General features: G+C 46.1%; 24 protein-coding genes. All 24 read right to left on the reverse strand.

The annotated features are described in order from the left end of the window. Nucleotides 1–86: 86 nt before the first annotated feature. Nucleotides 87–1,862 carry a group II intron reverse transcriptase/maturase gene (gene ltrA, locus CIB29_RS12610; protein ID WP_094550212.1) on the reverse strand — a complete coding sequence of 592 codons (1,776 nt, stop codon included), beginning with the start codon at nt 1,860–1,862 and terminating at the stop codon, nt 87–89. Nucleotides 1,863–2,374: 512 nt separating this feature from the next. Further along, nucleotides 2,375–2,599 (reverse strand): recombinase family protein, encoded by a 225-nt coding sequence (locus CIB29_RS12615; RefSeq protein WP_094550214.1) that lies wholly within the window; start codon nt 2,597–2,599, stop codon nt 2,375–2,377. Between the two features lie 13 nt (nt 2,600–2,612). Next, complete coding sequence (locus CIB29_RS12620) at nt 2,613–4,244, reverse strand: recombinase family protein (protein ID WP_094550216.1); 1,632 nt, start codon at nt 4,242–4,244, stop codon at nt 2,613–2,615. Nucleotides 4,245–4,371: 127 nt separating this feature from the next. Next, on the reverse strand, nt 4,372–4,596 hold the full coding sequence (locus CIB29_RS12625; RefSeq protein ID WP_094550218.1) for a SymE family type I addiction module toxin: 225 nt from the start codon (nt 4,594–4,596) through the stop codon (nt 4,372–4,374). A gap of 66 nt (nt 4,597–4,662) precedes the next feature. After that, a complete protein-coding gene (locus tag CIB29_RS19485; RefSeq protein ID WP_278335852.1) occupies nt 4,663–4,794 on the reverse strand; it encodes an SHOCT domain-containing protein in 132 nt (43 codons plus the stop codon). A gap of 17 nt (nt 4,795–4,811) precedes the next feature. Continuing rightward, entirely contained in the window at nt 4,812–5,009 is a 198-nt protein-coding gene (locus CIB29_RS12630) for a holin (protein ID WP_094550220.1), read from the reverse strand. A gap of 2 nt (nt 5,010–5,011) precedes the next feature. Further along, entirely contained in the window at nt 5,012–5,722 is a 711-nt protein-coding gene (locus tag CIB29_RS12635; RefSeq protein ID WP_094550222.1) for an N-acetylmuramoyl-L-alanine amidase family protein, read from the reverse strand. A gap of 19 nt (nt 5,723–5,741) precedes the next feature. Continuing rightward, complete coding sequence (locus CIB29_RS12640; RefSeq protein ID WP_094550224.1) at nt 5,742–6,008, reverse strand: hypothetical protein; 267 nt, start codon at nt 6,006–6,008, stop codon at nt 5,742–5,744. A 35-nt stretch (nt 6,009–6,043) separates the two neighbouring features. Further along, nucleotides 6,044–7,372, reverse strand: a complete 1,329-nt coding sequence (locus CIB29_RS12645; protein WP_094550225.1) for a hypothetical protein — start codon at nt 7,370–7,372, stop codon at nt 6,044–6,046. A gap of 18 nt (nt 7,373–7,390) precedes the next feature. Then, the gene (locus tag CIB29_RS12650) at nt 7,391–8,629 is read right to left on the reverse strand and encodes a hypothetical protein (RefSeq protein ID WP_094550227.1); all 1,239 of its coding nucleotides are present in this window, start codon (nt 8,627–8,629) and stop codon (nt 7,391–7,393) included. Continuing rightward, on the reverse strand, nt 8,626–10,461 hold the full coding sequence (locus tag CIB29_RS12655; protein ID WP_094550229.1) for a hypothetical protein: 1,836 nt from the start codon (nt 10,459–10,461) through the stop codon (nt 8,626–8,628). The genes CIB29_RS12650 and CIB29_RS12655 overlap by 4 nt, the downstream gene beginning before the upstream one ends. Continuing rightward, nucleotides 10,461–12,260: a phage tail tape measure protein gene (locus tag CIB29_RS12660; protein WP_242965250.1), complete on the reverse strand. Its 1,800-nt coding sequence runs from the start codon at nt 12,258–12,260 to the stop codon at nt 10,461–10,463. Before CIB29_RS12660 ends, CIB29_RS12655 begins: the two co-directional genes overlap by 1 nt. 249 nt (nt 12,261–12,509) lie before the next feature. After that, complete coding sequence (locus CIB29_RS12665; RefSeq protein ID WP_094550233.1) at nt 12,510–12,845, reverse strand: phage tail assembly chaperone; 336 nt, start codon at nt 12,843–12,845, stop codon at nt 12,510–12,512. Next, the gene (locus CIB29_RS12670; RefSeq protein WP_094550235.1) at nt 12,815–13,135 is read right to left on the reverse strand and encodes a hypothetical protein; all 321 of its coding nucleotides are present in this window, start codon (nt 13,133–13,135) and stop codon (nt 12,815–12,817) included. The genes CIB29_RS12665 and CIB29_RS12670 overlap by 31 nt, the downstream gene beginning before the upstream one ends. 3 nt (nt 13,136–13,138) lie before the next feature. Then, nucleotides 13,139–13,756 (reverse strand): phage tail protein, encoded by a 618-nt coding sequence (locus tag CIB29_RS12675; RefSeq protein ID WP_094550237.1) that lies wholly within the window; start codon nt 13,754–13,756, stop codon nt 13,139–13,141. 11 nt (nt 13,757–13,767) lie between these two features. Continuing rightward, entirely contained in the window at nt 13,768–14,151 is a 384-nt protein-coding gene (locus tag CIB29_RS12680; RefSeq protein WP_094550239.1) for a phage tail tube protein, read from the reverse strand. A gap of 49 nt (nt 14,152–14,200) precedes the next feature. Beyond that, nucleotides 14,201–14,605 carry a tail completion protein gp17 gene (gene gp17, locus CIB29_RS12685; RefSeq protein ID WP_094550241.1) on the reverse strand — a complete coding sequence of 135 codons (405 nt, stop codon included), beginning with the start codon at nt 14,603–14,605 and terminating at the stop codon, nt 14,201–14,203. Then, nucleotides 14,606–15,013 carry an HK97-gp10 family putative phage morphogenesis protein gene (locus tag CIB29_RS12690; protein ID WP_094550243.1) on the reverse strand — a complete coding sequence of 136 codons (408 nt, stop codon included), beginning with the start codon at nt 15,011–15,013 and terminating at the stop codon, nt 14,606–14,608. Further along, nucleotides 15,013–15,330, reverse strand: coding sequence for a phage head closure protein (locus tag CIB29_RS12695; protein ID WP_094550245.1), 318 nt, complete (start codon nt 15,328–15,330; stop codon nt 15,013–15,015). Before CIB29_RS12695 ends, CIB29_RS12690 begins: the two co-directional genes overlap by 1 nt. A 5-nt stretch (nt 15,331–15,335) precedes the next feature. Then, entirely contained in the window at nt 15,336–15,929 is a 594-nt protein-coding gene (locus tag CIB29_RS12700) for a head-tail connector protein (protein WP_094550247.1), read from the reverse strand. 18 nt (nt 15,930–15,947) lie between these two features. After that, nucleotides 15,948–16,307, reverse strand: a complete 360-nt coding sequence (locus CIB29_RS12705) for a hypothetical protein (protein WP_157910299.1) — start codon at nt 16,305–16,307, stop codon at nt 15,948–15,950. Nucleotides 16,308–16,480: 173 nt separating this feature from the next. Beyond that, nucleotides 16,481–17,767: a phage major capsid protein gene (locus CIB29_RS12710; RefSeq protein ID WP_094550251.1), complete on the reverse strand. Its 1,287-nt coding sequence runs from the start codon at nt 17,765–17,767 to the stop codon at nt 16,481–16,483. A gap of 17 nt (nt 17,768–17,784) precedes the next feature. After that, the gene (locus CIB29_RS12715) at nt 17,785–18,429 is read right to left on the reverse strand and encodes an HK97 family phage prohead protease (protein ID WP_094550253.1); all 645 of its coding nucleotides are present in this window, start codon (nt 18,427–18,429) and stop codon (nt 17,785–17,787) included. Then, complete coding sequence (locus CIB29_RS12720; protein ID WP_094550255.1) at nt 18,401–19,687, reverse strand: phage portal protein; 1,287 nt, start codon at nt 19,685–19,687, stop codon at nt 18,401–18,403. The genes CIB29_RS12715 and CIB29_RS12720 overlap by 29 nt, the downstream gene beginning before the upstream one ends. Nucleotides 19,688–19,748 lie beyond the last annotated feature (61 nt).

The following is a 19,748-nucleotide window of genomic DNA, read 5'->3' on the forward strand; positions in this document are numbered from 1 at the left end:
AAAATCCCTCGCCACCGAACCGTACGTACACCTCTCGACGTATACGGCTCTCCGTTAATAATTACCATATCATTTTAAAATTCAAATTAACTATGTATTGCCTTATGGCAATCCTCGCATACCACTAATGTTTTTCTATTTTTGATTTTCATTATCTGCTCCCAAAGCTTATTGCCTTCTAGTCCCTTTACACTTGAAACATGGTGAACCTCATAATTAGACTTTCCCCTGCTACCGCAAAGCTCGCAAACTCCTGCTTGCAGTCTTGCTCTAATAGTAGCATTGGTATTTACAGAATAAATGTGTCTAACAATATTATCATCACAGAACCCTTTGCAATCTTGAAGTTTTACAATTCTCTTTTCTCGTGTTTTACCTTTTTCTGTTTTATATTTTATTGCCCAACCTTTGCCGCTTTTATATTTGTCAATTACTTTACTTATTGAAGAATTATGCTTTCCTGCTAAAGTTGCAAGGCAGCTATATTCCATCAAGTATTGAAAATAATTAAGTTTATTATAATTGTTGGCTAGGTGGTAATAATTGAGTATTCCACGAATTTCAGCATTGTATCTTTCCAAGATTTCTTGGTCTGGGAGATATAGCCATCCTTTTCTGTGTATCGGGTGAAACTTTTTAGCTTTGCTCTGTCTAATGATACCTTTATCAAACATAAACTTTTCTATCTTCTCTAAAGGAACTAATAATTCTACAGTGCCATTCAGCTGACGTTTCTTGTGTCCTAATGAATTAGTTGATATTTGTTGATTACGTCTAACTGAAATGTCATATCCTAAGAACCTAACTTTTTCACTACTGTGAGTAATCAAAGTCTTTTCATCACTTAAGGTAAGCTTTAATTCATCATTTAGAAATTCTCTTAATTGTTCTTTAATTTTAATGCAATCTTCTTTATTTCCTCTTACTGCTATTAAAAAGTCATCAGCATATCTTACAAAAGCTATATTTTTATCCGTTTGTGATTTATAGGGTAATTTCAAAAGTTTCTTACTATATTCATTAATTCTTGAAATCAGAACCGGTTTTTCTTCATCAGTAGCATTTTTAAGTTTCTGCTGTAACCAATATCTTTTCCCTCTAATCTCGTCGTATGTTGGATTTACACACCTTGTTGCCGGCTTATCGAAGTTTTGTTTAATCTCCATGATTTTATTATCCAATTCATTCAGATAAATATTGGCAAGTATTGGGGATAAAATCCCTCCTTGAGGTGTTCCAGAATATGTTTGGTTATATCTGAAATCCTCTATATATCCTGCCTTTAGAAAACTACGAATAATGTTTATAAACTTACTGTCTTTAATTTTTCTTTGTAATATTTCAATAAGCTTATCATGGTCAATATTATCAAAACAGCCTTTTATATCTCCTTCTATAAACCATCTTGCACCTTTGAAATATGGAAGTGTCTGCTTTAATGCAGTGTGACAACTTCTATTAGGTCTAAATCCATGTGAAAAATCACTAAAAATCGGTTCATAAATAGCTTCTAAAAATCTACGCATAACTTCTTGTAATAGCTTATCTCTAAATGACGGTATTCCTAAAGGTCGCATTTTCCCATTGGATTTCTTGATATATTCTCTGCGTACCGGCTTGGGTTTATAAGTATTATTGCTTAATTCTTCTATTGAACTTTCTACATATTTCTTTCCAAATCCATCAGCAGTATCATTATCAATACCTTCAGTTGATGCTCCTTTATTGGAATATAATTTTTGGTATGCACTGTAATAAATATCTTCCCTTAAAAGATAACGGTATAAGCGAGTATATACTCCATCTTTGTGCTCATTTGAATTTTTATTGATACGCTCCAAAATTTCAGCTGTTGGTTTCATTCAGGATTCTCCTGCCTTTCAACTTTCTAATTTTGAAATTTATTAACTGTTTCCCTTCGCCATGTAATGAGCCTTACTCATCTCGGACTACTATGGAAACTCTGTTACCATACAAGTGAAACTTGCTTAGGTAATCCCCAGTTTAGCTTTGTTTCTTGGAAATGTGGATTGTCGGATATGCTTTCAGTCTGTTATAACACGTTCTCGTGCCTGCTCTGTAATTTATTGATAACTCTATATGCGACGAAGGTACATATAGATGTTACAGCTAAGGTATCAGGACATTTCCTTAGACCCTACGCAATGGCAGCTTAGACCTCACATTCGATAAATACAATCTTATCCTCATATCCACTTGTCATTGCAACATAAGTCGTGGCTTTTGTCCTAAGCCAACTTGTCGCTTTCCTATCATGCTATGTTCCTGTATCGGGTTTCCCCTTGCAGTAAGATAGGTTGACTACTGCGTTATCTTGCAGTGTAGTTCCATAAATTCTACTTTAAACAAAGCCCTAGTCTGGGCGCACTTCATCGGCATATATCCCTGCAAACTCCCAATCCGGGCGCTTTTTGATGTAATCCTCGTAATAAGTAACCTGCGCCTCGTAGCTTGAAAGCTGTTCTTCCGTATCGGTACTTACGCGGCAATAGGCACAAACCCGCTTTTTCGCTTGAGCAGGCAGCCCCTTTATAACCTGCATGGGTTTTGCAGGAATCACCGAAACCACCTTGCGCATAACCTCGACCCCCTTACCTTAGACCATGAATTCCTTTTTTCTTAATAAACTTCTCTTCAAGCACAAGTCCATTCTTGAGTTCAAATTTAAGATGGGTGGGAGATATAACCAAAATACGCTCCACCAATGCTTTAAAAACATCATCATCAAATTCCGTCAGTATATCCTCCATCCCCTGAAGATATTCATAAAGCTTTTCTGTCCGTTTCAGGAGCTCCTCGCACCTGTCATCCAGTGAGCCGTAGCTGTTTCTTTCTTCCCTTAATTTATCTAGCTCGGCTTTCAGTTTCCCGTACTCCCTCTGGAATACCTCAGGGGCAATATTCTCTTTAATTTGCAGGCGGATAAGCTGTTTCATCCGCCCTGTTATATACTCAATCCTTGCATCAATAGCTTTTACAGGCTCGCTCTTTAGCTCATCAAGCAGCACCTTTTGCACATTCTCCATAAAGGGCTTTAAAATAGCCTCTTTATTTCTGTAAAGCCGGTTAAAAACCCGAAGGAATACCTTCTTCAGTGTAATGTCATCCAGCGCTTTCATGCCGCATTGATTTTTTCCTTCCTTTATATAAGTGCTGCACTGCCAGACGATTTGTTTGGCTTTCGATTTACTGTTCCATGTCCGGCGCTTAAAAGTTGATCCGCAATTGCCACAAATAAGCCGGCCGCTGAAAACATACTGGCTAGCGTATCTTTCCCGGTGCTCCGGCAGGTTTCCGTATTTGGCCGCCCGTTCAGCCATGAGCTTTTGCACCAGGTCAAATTCTTCTTTAGATATGATTGGCTCATGATTGCCCTTCACATGGTACAGGGGCACCTCACCCCTGTTCTTTTTCTTTTTATGGGTCAAATAATCCACTGTGTAAGTTTTCTGAAGGATGGCATCGCCATAATACTTTTCGTTTGTTAAAACACCCCTCAAGGTTGCCTCCGGCCACTTGTCAAGTCCTGTAACGGTCTTGATACCGTCACCTTCAAGGCCTCTTTTAATCTCCCGGATACTTTTCCCGGCGATATATTCCCTGAAAATTCTTCTTACGATTTCAGCTTCAGCAGGATTTATCAATAATTCCCCGCTTTCACTGGTATCATAGCCAAGAAAGCGTTTTGTAGTTACCGTAACTTTTCCCTGCCTGAACTTTTTCTTTAGCGACCAGCGGATGTTTTCCGATATGCTGCGGCTCTCCTCCTGTGCAATACTTGAAAGTACGCTTAATATAAGCTCGCTTTCGCTATCCTGCGTATTGATGTTTTCCCTTTCAAAAAACACTGCCACGCCAAGGCTTTTAAGAAAGCGCACCGCCTCCAAGCAGTCCGCCGTATTTCTGGCAAACCTGGAAATGGATTTAGTAACGATAAGGTCTATCTTGCCGTTTTGACAATCCTTTAGCATCCTGTTAAACTCTGTGCGATGCTCTCTGCCTGTCCCGGAAATGCCGCCATCCGCATAAACATTTGCAAACTCCCACTCCGGCCTGCTATTAATGTACTTAGTGTAATAAGCCACCTGTGTTTCGAAGGATTCCATTTGCTCATTGGAATTGGAGCTGACCCTGCAGTAGGCGCAAACCCTAAGCCTTGCTTCTTGCGGCCTGCCTTGTATTTCTTCCCTCGTTTTGGCCGCTATTGTTGTAACCTTCTTCATTTGCTTTTCCCTCCCTTCCAAGGTCAGTGTCACATGTTAACTCTTCGACTCTCTCAAAGCAAGTTAATCCCTTGCGGGAACATATTTTTAAGGACAAAAAATATGGCCTGGGTGTTCCCCCAAGCCATTACGTTTCCTTTTTCTTGTTAATTTCGTCAAGCGCATATCTGGCAGTATCCTCGGCAACCTTTAATAATTCAATGACGAGCCGTCCTCCCTCTTCGCTAACGTCTATGCTGTCTCCGACCTTAAACCCCAAGTTAAAAAGCCACCTCCCCTGCAGTCTGATGCATGGAATATTCCTTGCTGTGCAGCCCGGAGCCTCGTAAACCTTCAGCTTCCTTCTTTTCAATGCTTTGACCTCCCTTCAGGTCAGGCAGGTTAACTCTGTTTGAGCTGGAAGGCAAGCTTAAGATTATCATTTGGCAAAAGTTTTTCTATTTTCAGCATCAATCTTGATGAATTCTTCTTCCGTAATAAACCCTTCTGCCAGCAGCTTTTTCAATAGCTCTTTGCTTAAAAGGTATTCAACGCTCTGGTTTACCGTCATATTCACCGCCTCCCGGCCTAAAAGCTGTCCCTGCTGGTAGGATTATTGAAAATCCCAAAGGAAGTCAAAGCCGCAAAAAGCAAAGTCGTCAGCTCCTTAAAGCTGTCCTCGGTGAGCCCAATGGGCGCTAAAAGCCCATAGGTTTTCAGTATGAATAACACCAAGGCCGCAAGCGCCGACCATGCCACCGGGCTTCTCCATCTTGACTGCTGCATAGTTAAATTCCTCCCTTCAATAATAAAGCCGCTACCCTTTGAATCAGGATGGCGGCGTATTCACCTGCTACTGTTCTTCCTTTTACTGCATTCTGCCTCCAGTACTCCGGCGACTCAAGGATGCCGAATTCCTGAAGCAGCTTTAGCTCTCTGTCCAAATTAGGACTGTCCTCCTTGTATGGTATATTGAAGTATTTCAGTATCCCTTTTGCCAAGGCGATACCAATTGCCTCGATGTGGGATATAATCCACTTGGCATCGTCAGGGTTGTCATGAAAGGCTATCTCGACAAGCGCTGCTGGTGCGAAAGTATACGCCAGTTCGTACATGTGCTTGCCAGGACCGTAAAAGTTATACCCCTCCTTGACACCTCTGTCTCCAACAGGAGTCAAAGGCGATAATTCCTCATAAACTGCTCTTGCTAATTTTTCGCCGCCGCCTCCGAACCTGTGACAATAAACCTCACAGCCCCGGCCTCCCCCGGCATTGCTGTGAATCGCGAAATGAACATCCGGTCTCTTTGCATTGCTGTCAGCCACAACCTGGGCAAGCGACCAGTCCGGCTTGTTCCTATAAACCGTCACCCCATACCTCTCCAGCACCCTCTGGGTAACGTCCGCCACCTCGTTCATCCTTTGCTCTTCCGTCCCGTAATTGCCGTAACCTGCGTTATGCTCTTGGGTGGACGGACTCAAATACACCGATTTCTTCATAATGTATATGCTCCTCCCTTCATTTGCCCATCAACTTGATGGCTCCAACGATTGCCCCTAAAATGGCAATACAAAGGCCTGCCAGCTTGATGAGTTCAATCATCACAGTCTGCCAGGCCTTCATCGTTGTTTCGTTTTGCTTTTCCGGTGAACCACGTATTTCTTTTATGGATGCTTTAATTTCATGGATATCCTCTTTAATCATCTTGACATATACCCGAGTTTCAGTCATCCCAGTCTCCAAATCCCGGATGCGTTGCTCCTGGATACATCCGTGCTGCTCCATCAGGCGCTCCTCCTTTCTGAAACCAGCCAATCTATCTAAAATACTGGCAAGTTAACCTGGAAGGTATAAGTAATTTTCATGGTGTTGGTGTTGGTCTTGGTAACCGGCGCAGCAAGCAGGGTTTGTGCCCCGGGGTACCACATGGGCTGTAAGCAATATAATCGGTAATTACCGGAATATGAATACCGGCTCCAGAAGAGGTTATGCTTCCGGTCATACATAAGAGGCCCATAAAGACTGCCAAAAGAGTATGCTGAAACAGTATGTTTTAAAGTATTTCCATAAGAGTCCAACATAGCAACCCTTGAAAGGTTTGAGCTGTGAAATAGGATGCACTTTGCTTCCCCCACAATATAAGTGCTGCCCGGATCGGAAACTCCTGTAGCACCATAGAGGTTTAACTCACTCTCCAAGATGCCTTCATGATTGTAACGCCTAAAGGACCAGTTATTGTTCGCCTCATAGGTATAACTGAAAAACTTTCCGTTAAAGGTGGTAATATTCTGTCTCGTAGACCTGCTGTAAGCTGCCGGGGGCGCATCGAATTCGCATAGAACCGCAAAGCTTTCATCACACTTATAATACCTGCCATTGGTATCTCCATACAGCCAAAAATACATTCCATCCCAGTGAATGGCCTGAATTTTTGTATCGATATAGCTTAAATCCAAAGTATCAGACGAAAGCGAACTACTGTAGTAGTCTGGGTAGCTCATGTCATTGTAAGACATCTTTCTTACCAGAATAACCCCTGTGTTTTGCGGAATATATATGGCAAAACCAGGTCCGATGCATGCTCTGTAGCTTGTTTGAATAGATCCGCTTACGCTGTAATCATATAGGCTATAAAAATCTATAGTTGGCATGTAGGAGTTATACTGTCCTGTCCACCAGATAGTCCTGAATGTCCCATTACCGGCATGGGTTGGCCAGTCAAATACAAACTTAAATTGCCCATAATCCCTTATAGACTCTGCAATGTTTATCGTTCCACGCTTTGTATCAGCTCCTACATAAGGCCCCTGCTTTCTTGCCCAACCAACTATATCCCCCGCCACATAGAAATTATCTGCACTTTCGGCCCCTGTGTAGTTGGTGAGTACAATATCCTGAAAATATGACCTTCGAGCGGAGCTTCCTAATGAGTCCCATCCAATGAGGCTGTCAAAAGTAGTCAAAAACGCCTCTTTTGCCAGCACTGAATTAATGACGTTTTCTGTTTCAGCCTCGAGGGTTTTCTTTCCAGTAAGACTGTTGAACAGTTCAATCTTGGCATGGCCTTTGACAGGAATTATTTCAGGTTTTAACTTTTCCATTGTAACGGTTTGCTGTGTCTCAAAGTTTCTCACATAGTTCTTAAGCACCGTATCACCTCCACAAACCTATTTAAAATTCACTCGGATGGAATCCACTTCACAGGTATCTGCCGTAGCAGTTTGGCTTCTGAATATTCCAAACCGAATGGTTCCTCCCGGGCTGATAATAGCATCCCATGCAGTCTCGGTAATTCCGTTTATAGTTTCCTTGGTCATCCCCATACTTTCCACTTCTGTGAGGCTTTCTGTATTGACCGCTAGCCATTGGGAACTATTCCAGGCTTTCCAGGTTACCCCGCCGTCGATACTTAAAATAAGCTTAAGGATCGCACTTCCCGCGGTATTGGCTACAACCTCTACACTCTTTGCCCCGGTAGGTAAGATATAGTCTGTGACCATCTTGAGAAGTTTGGGCTTTGGTACAACCTTTTCTATCAAAAACCTTGCCCTGCCGCTTAAATCGTCTGTCCAGCAATGAAGGACCGGATTTGTCATAATGAGTCCCGTCCGGGAAGCAGGAATTGTCTTCATGCCATGCTCTAGAAACATGGCCTTCGTTGGGGGTGCCTGGCCAACACTAATATAATGGGATAATCCCTCATCCCACCTTTTAACCTCCGTTCCATCAACGACGAGATACTTTATAATATTGTCTCTTTCAAAGCTCTGGATAATAAAATCCTGTACCGCCTGAACAGTTGTATATCCCCATTGAATAAACACAAGGCAACCATGAGTCATGGCTACCGTCGTGCCCGTTTCGTTATCTCCACTCCTGCTGGAAGTGGCCGGTGGCACATCGGTAGCCGTCAACCCCGGGTCATAGGGCACTACGGTCCATGTAACCTGAGGGTCTCCCCCCGCCGCATCCTTGCCTCCATCGTTATTCCAGAAGGTAGTCAGGTAAACCTCCCCATATTGGGTTGTAACCCTACCATACTGAGAGGAACTATCACTCCCATAATTTCCGCTTAATTTGAACTTGAAGGGCTTATCTTCTCCGGTGATTTGCAAAACTTGCATAGCAAAGATACCGGGAACCACCCAGCCCTGCTTTAACTCCCAGGTTTCTCCGTCATGCTGAAACTCCTCCGTATATATCGTCCCATCTGGTCCATTGCGCTGTGTAAATGGCAGGTTCGTTACGACTGTGACTTCTGCATTTGTTATTTGAAAATATCCCCAGCTGTCAAAGGCATCGTTTCCACCATCGGAGAAATAGGCCGGAGTTCCTTGCATATCCTTATTGACTGTGTAATTGTTCTGAAAGGAAGGAAAGGTCTCTTTTAATATATATCCACTCACAACCTGACCACCACGCTTTCAATAACTGGGAAATCATTGGTATCTGCCATGATCGCAGTGTACAGTTTCCCACCCTCAAGGTCCTGTTGGTTCATTTCGGTCACCTTCTCATTGACAGGCTTCATCATCCCATCAAATATAGTGGTTACACTATCCTGCTCAAACAGCACTGCTTCTTCCGGTGTAAAATTGCACTGTACCGCTACCTGTGTAAGAGAAATATTGCAAACAGGGGTTATATCCCCGGCAGGCGGTTCTGTGCTTTCAACAGTTTCTACAACCTGAGAGCCAACATCCTCTGTTATAGTAACCAAATCAATAGTCAACACCCTGCCGCTGCCTACATCAAAGTAGGATAAGGGCTCAACCACATTGGCCTCTGGCGGGGCTGTTCCTATGCCTGCCATACCAACAGCTCGGATATACCCTTCATGGCCGCCCTCACCTACGCTTAATGTCCCGCTGCTAACACTGGCCAAAAGCTTTACCGAATGTCCTCCGGCCTTGACTGAGGCAATAATGGTAGACACCGAAAAGGTGTTGTAGCCCACTGCAAGGGTGTGTTTATAGGTTCTAAGTACGTTTCCGTTGTATTGAAGGTCTACTGTTAATTGCGAGGCCACATTGGCTGTCCCGGTTATGGTAAAAGCCAGATAAAGGTGGGTCATTTCTGAAACACTGGGGGATAAGTTTAAAGTAACCTGGGGTGTCGAGGTTATTGTCAAGGCTGAACTGCTGTAAACAAGGGCTCCTTCATTTCCTGAAGAACTTCTCTTGGCTGTTTTCACTTCCTTGATAATATTGTGAAAATAATCCACCCAGTTTTCCTTGCGCTTACTCGATTTTTCAAAATTCTTCTTAACGGAGTCTATACTAAACTTGAAAGTCCCATTCCCCATGTCGGTAATGTCCAACTGTTCAATAAGATAACTACCTGAAGCCCCGAAGGACGGAAGATCCACATGTAACCGCTGCCCCCCATCAAAGCCCCAGGTGAAGGTGGAAAAGGAGAGGGTAGCAGGGATATGCTGTCCATAGCGGCTTAGAAGTTCGTCGGCAAGGGCTAGTGCATCAGCATTGCTTTGGACAGTAGTGTTCTCCATTACCTCGCCGTATACACCAGTACCGCCTTCCACTGTCGCCCTTGCCTGAATTTCATTCTTGTTCTCAACAACCACCACCATGTCGCCGCTTTTAACAAACTGTTTGTTGCGGTAGCCTTCAAGGGTGTCGGTAACTTCCACCTCTCCAAAATCAGTGAATGCCCCGCCTTCTATCAAAGAATATGGAGCCTCGATTACCTCCTCCTCACGGAGAAAGTGAAGGGCCTTATGGTCGTCTATATACCATTTAAAGCCGCAGGCTTCTGCAAGATCGTCTAAGATATCCCGGATGGGTTTACAATTGGCATCGTAGTTATACAGGGTGATGCCATCTTCGATAACCCCCTCGGTAATCCCTTCCTCTGAAAGCACATTTTCTATCATGTAGCGTACAGCCTGCCCTGCAGAAATGTTATCAGGATTATATTGGATGGTCCGGCGTCTAGGGATATGGTTATAGCCCTGGCAGGAAACCTTAATACTCGAGTATATGACTCCCCGGCTGTTTAACCGCTTAAGCCGTCTCTCCTTGATAACCCCGCCAAAGCAAAGTCTATTATCCAGGGTTACAATTACTTCTGCGCCAATAGGCGGGCTGTATGTTGCATATGGTGTTATCAGAGAAAAGCTGCATTCGTTCCGCCCTTCCGCACACCTTTTGATGTGAAGGGTCTTTGATTTTAAAATAGCCGTTTTATCCTCTCCGGCAATGGTCAAAATCAAGGACATTATACATACACCCCCAAAAGGTTTAGTTTCCTTACCAATTGGGAAGCAATTCTCTCAATATCCACTTCATCCCGGATGTAATTACCGGTAATAGTGATATTGATAGGCCCACTCGCTCCACCACCACTATTTACTGCGGGCGAAAGTGCCGGAGCTTCATAAACAGGGCTAAAGGCAGCACCAAGAACAGAATCCAGCTTGGGTAGTTTCGACTTAAGACTACTTAACATCATCTCAATGAGGTTTGGCATCCACCTGTCTGCCTCAGCTCCGGGCCCTTCTTCTGTAGGGGAATGAAAGCCCAGGTAAGATGAGATCTTGGAGGCCACGCTTTTGGCTGCTTCACCGGCTTTACTGATCATGGATTTGATCCCGTTTATCAGGTTACCTACAAGATTTGCACCCCAGTTGAAGGCTTCTCTGACCACATTCATCACACTGTTTCGAATGTTGTTCATTATGACCGCCACGCTATTTCCGATATTTGTCCCCACACTGGTGATGGTGTAAAGCAGGTTATTCCAGACGGACGTAACATTCCTCCATACCGTATTAAAGGCACTGGTAATGGTGTTCATGACCGAATTCATGATGTTTGCGATGGCATTCCATAGGTCAGTTACAGCATTCCTGAAACCTTCGTTAGTTTTCCAGAGGTAAATGACACTAGCAACTAAGGCAGCAATTACTGCAATGATTATCCCTATAGGATTAGTTAAGAAGGTAAAAGCTCCCGATAATGCTTTTAGTCCACTAACTATGGCACTGATGCCGCCGGTAAGCTTGGCAAAGGCGCCAACCAGGGCACTAATGCCGCTGGCTACACCGCCGATAATGAGAAATACCGGGCCAATAGCCGCAGCTAAAGCGGCTATGGTTACAATAGTCTTCTTCACTCCATCGTCCAGGCTTGAAAACCATTCTACAGCAGGTTGGATATACTTTGTGACAAAATCCCTAAGTATGGGGATGAGGATATTGCCGAATTGGATAGCGACCTCCTCTAAAGCCGACTTCAATAGCTTCATGCTGCCCTGAAAGGTATCAAGCTGCTTTTTGGCCATGGTAGCAGCGGCATTTGTCCCAGTGAGCTTGCTTTCCATGTCAAGGAGAGCGTTACTCCCCTGGGATATTAAAGCCATCATACCTGGGCCAGCTTCCTGACCGAAGATGCTGATGGCTTGAGCAGTGGTGATAGAGTGATCGCCCAGCACCTTAACAATGTCTGCAATAGACCTTGTCGCCGGATTTACTTGCTCATAGGTAAGGCCCATCTCTTTAAGGGTGTCGGTTATCTCTTTTGTGGGCTTCATAAGCCTTGACAAAGCGCCTCGCAGGATAGTACCTGCCTGTTCTCCCTGAAAGCCCGCGTTATATAAAAGCCCCAGGGCTGCTGTGGTTTGTTCAATAGAATAGCCCAGGCTGTTGGCTACCGGGCCCACATAACGCATGGAATAGCTCAGTTTGTCCAAGGTCGCCTGGGAATTGCCAATGGCCGCCGCAAATACGTTTGTCACCCTACTTGCGTCCTGCGCGCCAAGCCCGAACTGGTTTAGGGTAGCGATAACCGTATCGGTGCTGAAGGCAAGGTCACTCTGGGTCGCAGCGGCAAGGTCAAGGATTGGTTTTATGGACTGGGCCATCTGTTCGGCCTTATACCCGGCAGAGGCCATGTAGTACATGGCATCGGCAGCTTCACTGGCAGAAAACACCGTAGATTTGCCCATTTCCCGGGCGACTTCCTTCATTCTTTCGAATTCCTCTGCCGTCGCACCGGAAACGCTAGCTGCATTGGCCATGGATTGTTCAAAGTCGGCTGCTGTTTTTAGGGCAACCGCCCCTGCCCCTACAAGCGGAACTGTGACACCGGCAGTCAAGGTCTTACCAATATTGGTAAATTCCCTGGACACCTTTTGAAGCTGTCCCTGGGCATCCTGAAGGCCCTTTTGCAGAGCTGAAATATCTGCTGCGATCTTAACTACAATATTCCGGATAACCGCCAAGCTTAAGCCACCTCCTTCCCCAAAAGCACATAAAAAAAGCCTCGGTTACCTATCCCAAGGCCCTTTGAGTCCTTTCCTTTTAGCTGTCTGTATGAGTTCATCCATATCCGTTTCACGTTTTTTTATCTGTTTTGCCCTTGTTTTTAATATAACTTCAAGCTTTGGCAGCTTCTTCTGCCGGGCAAAGGCCTCCACATGCCAGGAAATATACAGCATATCCTGCACCTGCTGCTGTCGTTTCCTTAAATATCCTTCTGTCATTAACATGATTTCGTGGGGCGTAAGCTCCCAGACTTCCTTTGGCTTTAAACCTAAAAGGCCGGTTGCGGTAACAAGAAGTTCCTCATAGTCTACTCCCTGTTTACCGCCTCCGGCCCTGATCCCTTTCCCTTGCCAAAGGCTGCTGTCATCGCCTCGCCCAGTTTCTTCGCCACATTTTCCATATCCCCATGCTCATCGATGAGCTCCCCTACCTTTTCCGGGGTAAGTTCCTTATCCTCATGCACCAGCCCTGCGTAGATGATAGCGCGTAAATCCTTTATGCTTACCGCATTGAGGTCAAGCTTGCTGATAGGCTTGCCAGTCAATTCCTCAATGGTAACAAGAGCGTTCATTCCGTAGCGCAGCCTTCTTGGCCTGTCCAGTTCAAGAATTATATATGGTTTGCTCATTGCTTATCCCTCCCTGTAATACAGCGGGCCTGTGCCCTGAATTTCAATAGATTCATTGATTACTTCCTCTACTGCTGTTTCAATGCCGTCAGAAGATATGATGCCATACCCCTCATACCTTCGCTGTGAAGTGCTCGAATCAACATACAAAGCGACAATAATCTCCTGCCCGAGTCTTGAGAAAAATTCCGCATCTCCCCAGTATTTTTCCGCGCTGGCTGAAAAACCCTTAATAGTCGGTAAATTTTCCTTCCAGCCACCACTCTGAAAGGTAGTCACATCGGATGTGTCCATTTCCAGGTCAGCTGACCAGTTGAAAAAGCCTCCATGCTGCCCGACAAGAAGGCTCATGCCGCTGACGGTCACCACATCCTCCTGGCTGCGGGGTGTCTGAAACACTACAACACCGCCACAGTATTCAACGGAAAAGCCTTGTGTTATTGGACTGCCGTTGACTTTTACGAGCACCTCTGAATTTTTAGCCCAGTATCTCAGTATTTCATTAGCAATGGTGTAGCTTGTATAACTCTCATTTGCAACAGTAGGTTCATCCTCAAAAGAAATGGGAGCATCTTCTGTTTGAATAAAGACCGCTCCCACGCTACCTGAAAGTGCCATCATTTATCACCGCCTTAAGTATATGCCAGTACACCGGTACCTTGGAATTCAAAGGATACATTCACGGTATCATCCACCGGATCTTCAATCCCCAATGAGGAAATATATGCATCACCTGAATAGTAGTGCGTGGCATCTACATAAAGTTTGAGACTTACTAGACTACCACTTAAATACGCATCTTGGATTGCCTTCTGACCCATCGTGTCTACTGCAATGTTCCAGCTTCCCTCTGCGCTGGCCGACCATTCCTTAAGACCTGAAATAAAGGTCTTCCACTCATCACCAAGAGCAGTGGTATCAATGGTATCCAAGCCAAGATCTAAAGACCAGTTCTTTATCTCTGTCACTGTATTTGTCCCTATAACCAACTTCCCGCTCTTTCCTGATATGGCCATTGTCTTTTCTCTCCTTTCTTAAAACCTAATCTCCTCAATTTTGAGAAGATTAAATCGGCTCAATATATTGGAATTCGAAGTCAAAATGCGCGTAATATATTTTTGTATCTGGGTCAAAGCCTTCCATCTCGCCTTGGAGAAGTATCGCGTTAACCTCTACACCTCCGTTACCACCCATAAGCCCAGAAAAATTTTGCAAGGCAAACCGTACCTGCTCACTCACAGCCTTTAACTGGGCGTAATTTTGCGCCCAGCAGGAAATCTGAAACACAGGCGTGGTAAAGCCGGTATCTCTCTGCAGGCAGTGCTGCCGGCTGCCTGATACTTTCTGGTAAGTGATTGCTGGAAGTTTGCAATTCTGGGGCATAACAAGGGGATATATCCTATCCTCGACAAGGCTTTTAAGATCAGGATAATTTTTTAGATGCACATACAAACCTTCCTCAAGCTTCATTTACCGAATCCTCCCTAATGCCCTGGATACTTCCTTTGTCACCGCTTCAGAAATCCTCTCTTTGTTCTCATCTACAGCAGGGCGCATAAAGGGGCGTGCAGGCATCCGCTTTGTTCCAAGTTCCACGAAGGTTCCATAATACTCCTTTTTCCCTGGCTGTATTTTTACATCCGCTTTTATTTCAGTCTTTTTCCCGTTTTGTAAGTGCAGGCTCTCTTTAAGGCGGCCTGTCCTAACCGGGCACCGCCTTTTCGTTTCAAGAAGGGCTAACCTTCCGCCTGCATCCGCCGCCTGCTCTAGAACTTCCTCCGCAGCCTTGCCCATGTCCTTTAACATCTGTATAACCTCCTCGGCACCTTCAACACTGGCGGATATTTTCTTTGCCTTTGCCGAATAGGCCCTCGCCATCACACCACCTCCCTACACATCAGCTGCAGTTCCTTTTTCTTTTCCTGAAAGTGTATCACCGCTAGAATTTCAAAGGTACGTTCTCCATATGTCACTCGCATTTTCGATTCTACTCCGGTACGATAACGTATGATGATTTTTGTCGAAATTTCTGCATTAACCTGTTGTGCGGCAAAATATTCCCGGCCGGAGATAGGGTAAATGGCTGCCCATACAGTGGCAACATCCACCCATTCCGGGTCCTCCGCACCAAAACTGTCCCTTGAAGGGTTTAATTTTTGCAGTGTAATCCTGTGCCGTAATTCACCAATCCTCATCCAGATCACCACCTTGGTACCCAAAAGGGTCGAAGCAGTGAGGATACCGCAAGCGGAAGCTCCTTTATTTCGCCGCCTCCGACCGTACCACCGCCTATGTTGACCGCTTCCCTGTGCTCATAAAAATGGCCGATTAAAAGCAGCATGGCCTGTTTTATGCTTTTGGGCACCTCGCTATAGCCTGCCTTAAAGCGTATTTTAACTGCGTCCGGCCGTAGTGCACAGTCCAGCGGCCAGCCTGTGGCAGGTATAGGGCATAAAACAGCGGGCTCAAGGCTTTTGACTGCATAGAACCCGCTGTCTTCTATCAGCATTATCTCTTCTCCATTTGCATTGAGGTACTTGAAGGAAACCAGTTCAATGAGTGGCGGCATTGGCAGCTTGATAATACCGCAGTTTGAAAAAAAGGGCCCGGAAACATATTCAAAGGTCTGCAGTGCAAAGCTTCTGCCGGTAAAGCTCTCACAAAATTCCCGGGCGGTGGAAATGAGGGCGGAAATGAGTGCATCCTCCTCTGTCCCATCCACCCTCAAGTGCAACTTAGCTTCCTCTAAGGATACAGGCTCAAGCTCAGGCCCTTCTATCAATATTAAATTCATTTGCCTTCACCGCCTGTATTAAACTAAAACCGAGTCGCTGACCTCCTGCACATACCTTCCTCCGGTGAGGATGGCAATAACGCCACCGACTACCGGATCATCGGTAACCTCCACCGATTTCAGGCGCACATAGCTGTAACCTGATTTTGCAAGAGCCTGGGCATCCACCTCGATTTTGTACACCTTATTCGCCGCTGCAGCAGTGGTAAAACCAGATGCTTCTGCCTGTCTCACTTCGCTGAAGGTATCTCCAAAAATACATTCATGATATGTGAAGGGAATTGCTTCTGTGTTGGTAGGTGTCGTATCGTCGCAGGCCTCCACAGTAATGGTAGAGGTTCCAACCGCGCCTGCGCCGCATTGTATCAAGAAACTCACATGCTCCCAATTTTTGAGGTTTATAACGTCGGTAAAAACCGTACCGGCAAAAACATCTGCCGCCGGTGGCAGTGCATTGACTACATGATAGGGTTTATACATTGAAATCTCCTCCTTTGCTTATGAGAAATCCGCTTATCAATGTGACAAGCGGATTTCTCTACTCACTACTATTATTTTCTGCTGGCAAGCGCCACAAAGGGTGATACTGACGCGCTGCCCTTATATGGCTGCAAGGGCTTATTCCAGATGGGCTGCCCGTCTACCCTGTAAATGAACCTGTAAACGTTCTCGTCATACAGGAACCTTACATGGATGGAGGAAGCCGCATTGATACCGCCCTTGTCGATTAAAAGGTACTGAGACATATCCGCCAGGATGATGTCTCCCACCTCCCCTGCTGCCGAGCACTGTTCAAGAGGTACTACCGGTCTTCCGAAAAGTGTCGCATAAGGTGCTTCCGAAAGTCCACCTGCCGGGATATATACCGGCACATCACCGATTTTCATGGTAAATAAGAGCGGCTCAATCTCCTGATTGATATACCACACAGCATTTGTCCTACTTCTACCCCAGAGTCTTGACCACATGTTGAAGAGGTTTTCCACCCTGATCAGCTCGGTCTGGCCGTTTTCCTTAGACACCTTCACCAAGGCATCGCTATTCAGAATGCCAAGGGGCTGCCCGGTACCGGTACCTGTCAGGATGGCATCATCTATCTTAAAGCCGAATTCCTCGGCAAAGCCCTGACGGAGTACACTCTCCAAGGCTGCCGCATCCTGCAGGAGCTCGTCGGTTGCGTAGCAAAGGCCGGTCAATTTCTTCAGGGACAAATCCATCACTCTGAATTTGGGCTTGGAGGCGATAAGCTGGTCAGCCTCGTTCTCCCAGTAGGTCTGAATGCCACCCCAGCGTGCGCCGTTGGCGCGGCTTGTCTCGTCTACGCCGTTGATTTTCAGCCCGTTGGCGTTGGTGGACAAGGGAATCTTACTGACCCTTGAAGCGAGAACCCCTGTCTCATAGGTGCGCTTTAAAAGGTCTGTGACAAAGTCCTGCTGGACCAGAAAACCGCCGTCAGAGGGTACGCTCTCGGAAAGACCGCTGGCGGCTCTTGTGGTAAGCCTCGGGTCAATACGGCCATCCGGCGCCGCCGCCCGGTACACAGCCAACATCTGCTCGCCGAAGCTGGCAAAGCGTTGCTCTCCTAAAGCTACCGTCGCCTTGGGATTGGGCCTTGCAGGCTCCATGTCCCTTTCCTCCGGCTGCTCCTCTTCCTCCATCAGCGCCCTGGTGCGGGCAATTGTGTCGTCCCATCTTTTCATTTCCTCCTCAAGCTGCTTGACCAACTTTTCCTCTTCCTCAGTCAGAAATCGGCCTTCAGCCTGAGCCTTCTCAAGAATGGCAAGGGCCCTAAGCCTTGCATCCTTTTTACGTGCTTCCATTTCCTTGATTTTGTTCATAGCACTTTTACCTCCTGTCAAAATAGTTGTATTTTCCGTTTTATCAGTTCCAACCGCTGCCTTGCGCGAGACTCCTCCGCCTCGGACACTTCCTTTAAATGCCTCTCATAGCTTAAAAGGGCGCCTCTTACGCCGACATCAGTCTGGGGGTATGCCGGAAAGGTTACCGGAGAAACGTCAAAAAGCTTTACCTTATGAAGCTCCCTGATATCACCGCCGTCCTCGGTGCCCCAACGGTCCTCAATAACTAAAAAACCGAAGGACATTTGCGAAATGTCTCCTCGGTCTATGCTGACTAACAAATCTTTTGCCCATTGCGTTTCCGGAGGTGTTATCCTTACCAAAAGCCCCTTTTGCGTTTCCTTAAGTTCAAGAGTGCCTGAACGGTTCCTGCCCAGCACATAGTTTGGATCATGGTTAAACAGCGCCCGTATGTCATCCACCTGAATGGTCTCCTTGAAGGCGCCCGGCATTACCTTTTCCCGGAAGGAAAACATGCCGCCAAGCTCCTCCGACCACTGGTTGAAAACAGCGGCATGGCCCTCAATGATGGGCTTTGTCGCTTCTTCATCACCCTCGCTAAGTACCCTGAGCTCCGTCATGGATACCGTTCTTCTCTCCAGCTGCGCTGGCTCAGCCTGTCTTCTTTTCTGTTTGTCCATTTAAGTTTTCACCTCCCTCTGTTTTACTGCCCACCAGAGAGACTGGCAGCATGTTGCCGTTCACAAGGTAAAGGTCGCCGCCTGCTTCCTCAGGGATCGGGTTCATATCCTCCAGTTCGCGGATGTCGTTGGCGCTGTACCAGCCGTTCTGGCGGCCAATGGCATAGCCTTCCATCCTTGTTTTGAAGTCGCCTCTTAAAAGTCCGTCAACGTTGAATTTAGGGAAATACAGCTTCCTTTCCTCGGGCAGCAGCAAATCTTTTATAATAGCCTGCTCCCAGCGCACCAGCCATGGCCTGATGGTATGCACCACAAAGTCGATGCTCTGATGCTCGATATTTGAGAAAGTAGCCCTCTCCAAGTCTCCTACAAGGTGGGGTGGTACCCTAAAGATACGGCAAATTTCGTTAAGCTGGAATTTGCGGGTTTCAAGAAACTGTGCATCCTCCGGCGGTATGCCGATTTCATGGTACTTCATGCCCTCCTCAAGAACTGCTATCTTGTGGGAGTTCTGAAGCCCTTTATATACCTCCTCCCAGGATTTTCTCAGCTTCTCCGGGTCCTTTACCACCCCTGGATGCTCAAGGATTCCTCCCGGGCGCGCCCCGTTGCCGAAAAACCTCGCGCCGAATTCTTCGGTCGCCAGCGCAAGCCCGATGGCTTCTCTCGCCATGGCAATTGGAGATAAACCTTTCACCCCGTCAAAGCCTAAACCCGGAATATGGAATATTTGTTCAGGCTTGTACTCAGTGGTTTTCATACCTTCTGTATGCCTGTAAACCAGCTGCTTGGTTTTCTCATCCCGGATGATCTCCATGCCTGCGGGCGAAAGCGGCCATAGTTCCAGCACCTGTCCGCCCTTTCCCCGTACTATCTGCGCATAAGCGTTTCCCCACAATAAAAGCTGGGTCATTAGCACCTCCCGGAAGGTAAAGCTGGTCATCTCCGGATTGGGCATATCGTGAAGTATTGAATATAAAGGATGGGTAGTAACCTTTTCCTTGCCCCGGTCAAGCCTCCTGTACAAGGGCAGGGGCAGGCTGGCCACCGTCTCGGCAATCACTCGGACACAGGCATAAACGCCAGTTACGCGCATTGCGGTTTCCTCATTTACCCTGACACCTGCAGTAGAAGCCATACCTGTACCGATATCCTCTCCCAGCAGGAATGCCTTCAGCCTGTCGCTTATAGGATTGTCCCGCCTGTCGTTAGGACCTGCTCTTGGTTGAAAAAATCTTGATAATATCGATAGTTTCATGCTCGTTCCTCCTGAAAAATAGGCATAAAAAAAGCACCGTCTAAGCGATGCTCTTACCAAT

This window comes from Petroclostridium xylanilyticum (assembly GCF_002252565.1).
GTDB classification, from domain to species: Bacteria; Bacillota; Clostridia; order SK-Y3; family SK-Y3; genus Petroclostridium; species Petroclostridium xylanilyticum.

Excerpts from the sequence above, each read along its gene's own strand:
- CIB29_RS12720 (WP_094550255.1), bottom strand. The coding sequence starts at position 19,687 with ATGAAACTATCGATATTATCAAGATTTTTTCAACCAAGAGCAGGTCCT.
- CIB29_RS19485 (WP_278335852.1), bottom strand. The coding sequence starts at position 4,794 with ATGACGGTAAACCAGAGCGTTGAATACCTTTTAAGCAAAGAGCTATTG.
- CIB29_RS12655 (WP_094550229.1), bottom strand. The coding sequence starts at position 10,461 with ATGTCCTTGATTTTGACCATTGCCGGAGAGGATAAAACGGCTATTTTA.
- CIB29_RS12660 (WP_242965250.1), bottom strand. The coding sequence starts at position 12,260 with ATGGCCAATGCAGCTAGCGTTTCCGGTGCGACGGCAGAGGAATTCGAA.
- CIB29_RS12715 (WP_094550253.1), bottom strand. The coding sequence starts at position 18,429 with ATGGACAAACAGAAAAGAAGACAGGCTGAGCCAGCGCAGCTGGAGAGA.
- CIB29_RS12630 (WP_094550220.1), bottom strand. The coding sequence starts at position 5,009 with ATGCAGCAGTCAAGATGGAGAAGCCCGGTGGCATGGTCGGCGCTTGCG.
- CIB29_RS12710 (WP_094550251.1), bottom strand. The coding sequence starts at position 17,767 with ATGAACAAAATCAAGGAAATGGAAGCACGTAAAAAGGATGCAAGGCTT.
- ltrA (WP_094550212.1), bottom strand. The coding sequence starts at position 1,862 with ATGAAACCAACAGCTGAAATTTTGGAGCGTATCAATAAAAATTCAAAT.
- CIB29_RS12670 (WP_094550235.1), bottom strand. The coding sequence starts at position 13,135 with ATGAGCAAACCATATATAATTCTTGAACTGGACAGGCCAAGAAGGCTG.
- CIB29_RS12695 (WP_094550245.1), bottom strand. The coding sequence starts at position 15,330 with ATGAGGATTGGTGAATTACGGCACAGGATTACACTGCAAAAATTAAAC.
- CIB29_RS12675 (WP_094550237.1), bottom strand. The coding sequence starts at position 13,756 with ATGATGGCACTTTCAGGTAGCGTGGGAGCGGTCTTTATTCAAACAGAA.
- CIB29_RS12700 (WP_094550247.1), bottom strand. The coding sequence starts at position 15,929 with ATGAATTTAATATTGATAGAAGGGCCTGAGCTTGAGCCTGTATCCTTA.
- CIB29_RS12615 (WP_094550214.1), bottom strand. The coding sequence starts at position 2,599 with ATGCGCAAGGTGGTTTCGGTGATTCCTGCAAAACCCATGCAGGTTATA.
- CIB29_RS12620 (WP_094550216.1), bottom strand. The coding sequence starts at position 4,244 with ATGAAGAAGGTTACAACAATAGCGGCCAAAACGAGGGAAGAAATACAA.
- CIB29_RS12680 (WP_094550239.1), bottom strand. The coding sequence starts at position 14,151 with ATGGCCATATCAGGAAAGAGCGGGAAGTTGGTTATAGGGACAAATACA.
- CIB29_RS12640 (WP_094550224.1), bottom strand. The coding sequence starts at position 6,008 with ATGGAGCAGCACGGATGTATCCAGGAGCAACGCATCCGGGATTTGGAG.
- CIB29_RS12690 (WP_094550243.1), bottom strand. The coding sequence starts at position 15,013 with ATGGCGAGGGCCTATTCGGCAAAGGCAAAGAAAATATCCGCCAGTGTT.
- gp17 (WP_094550241.1), bottom strand. The coding sequence starts at position 14,605 with ATGAAGCTTGAGGAAGGTTTGTATGTGCATCTAAAAAATTATCCTGAT.
- CIB29_RS12635 (WP_094550222.1), bottom strand. The coding sequence starts at position 5,722 with ATGAAGAAATCGGTGTATTTGAGTCCGTCCACCCAAGAGCATAACGCA.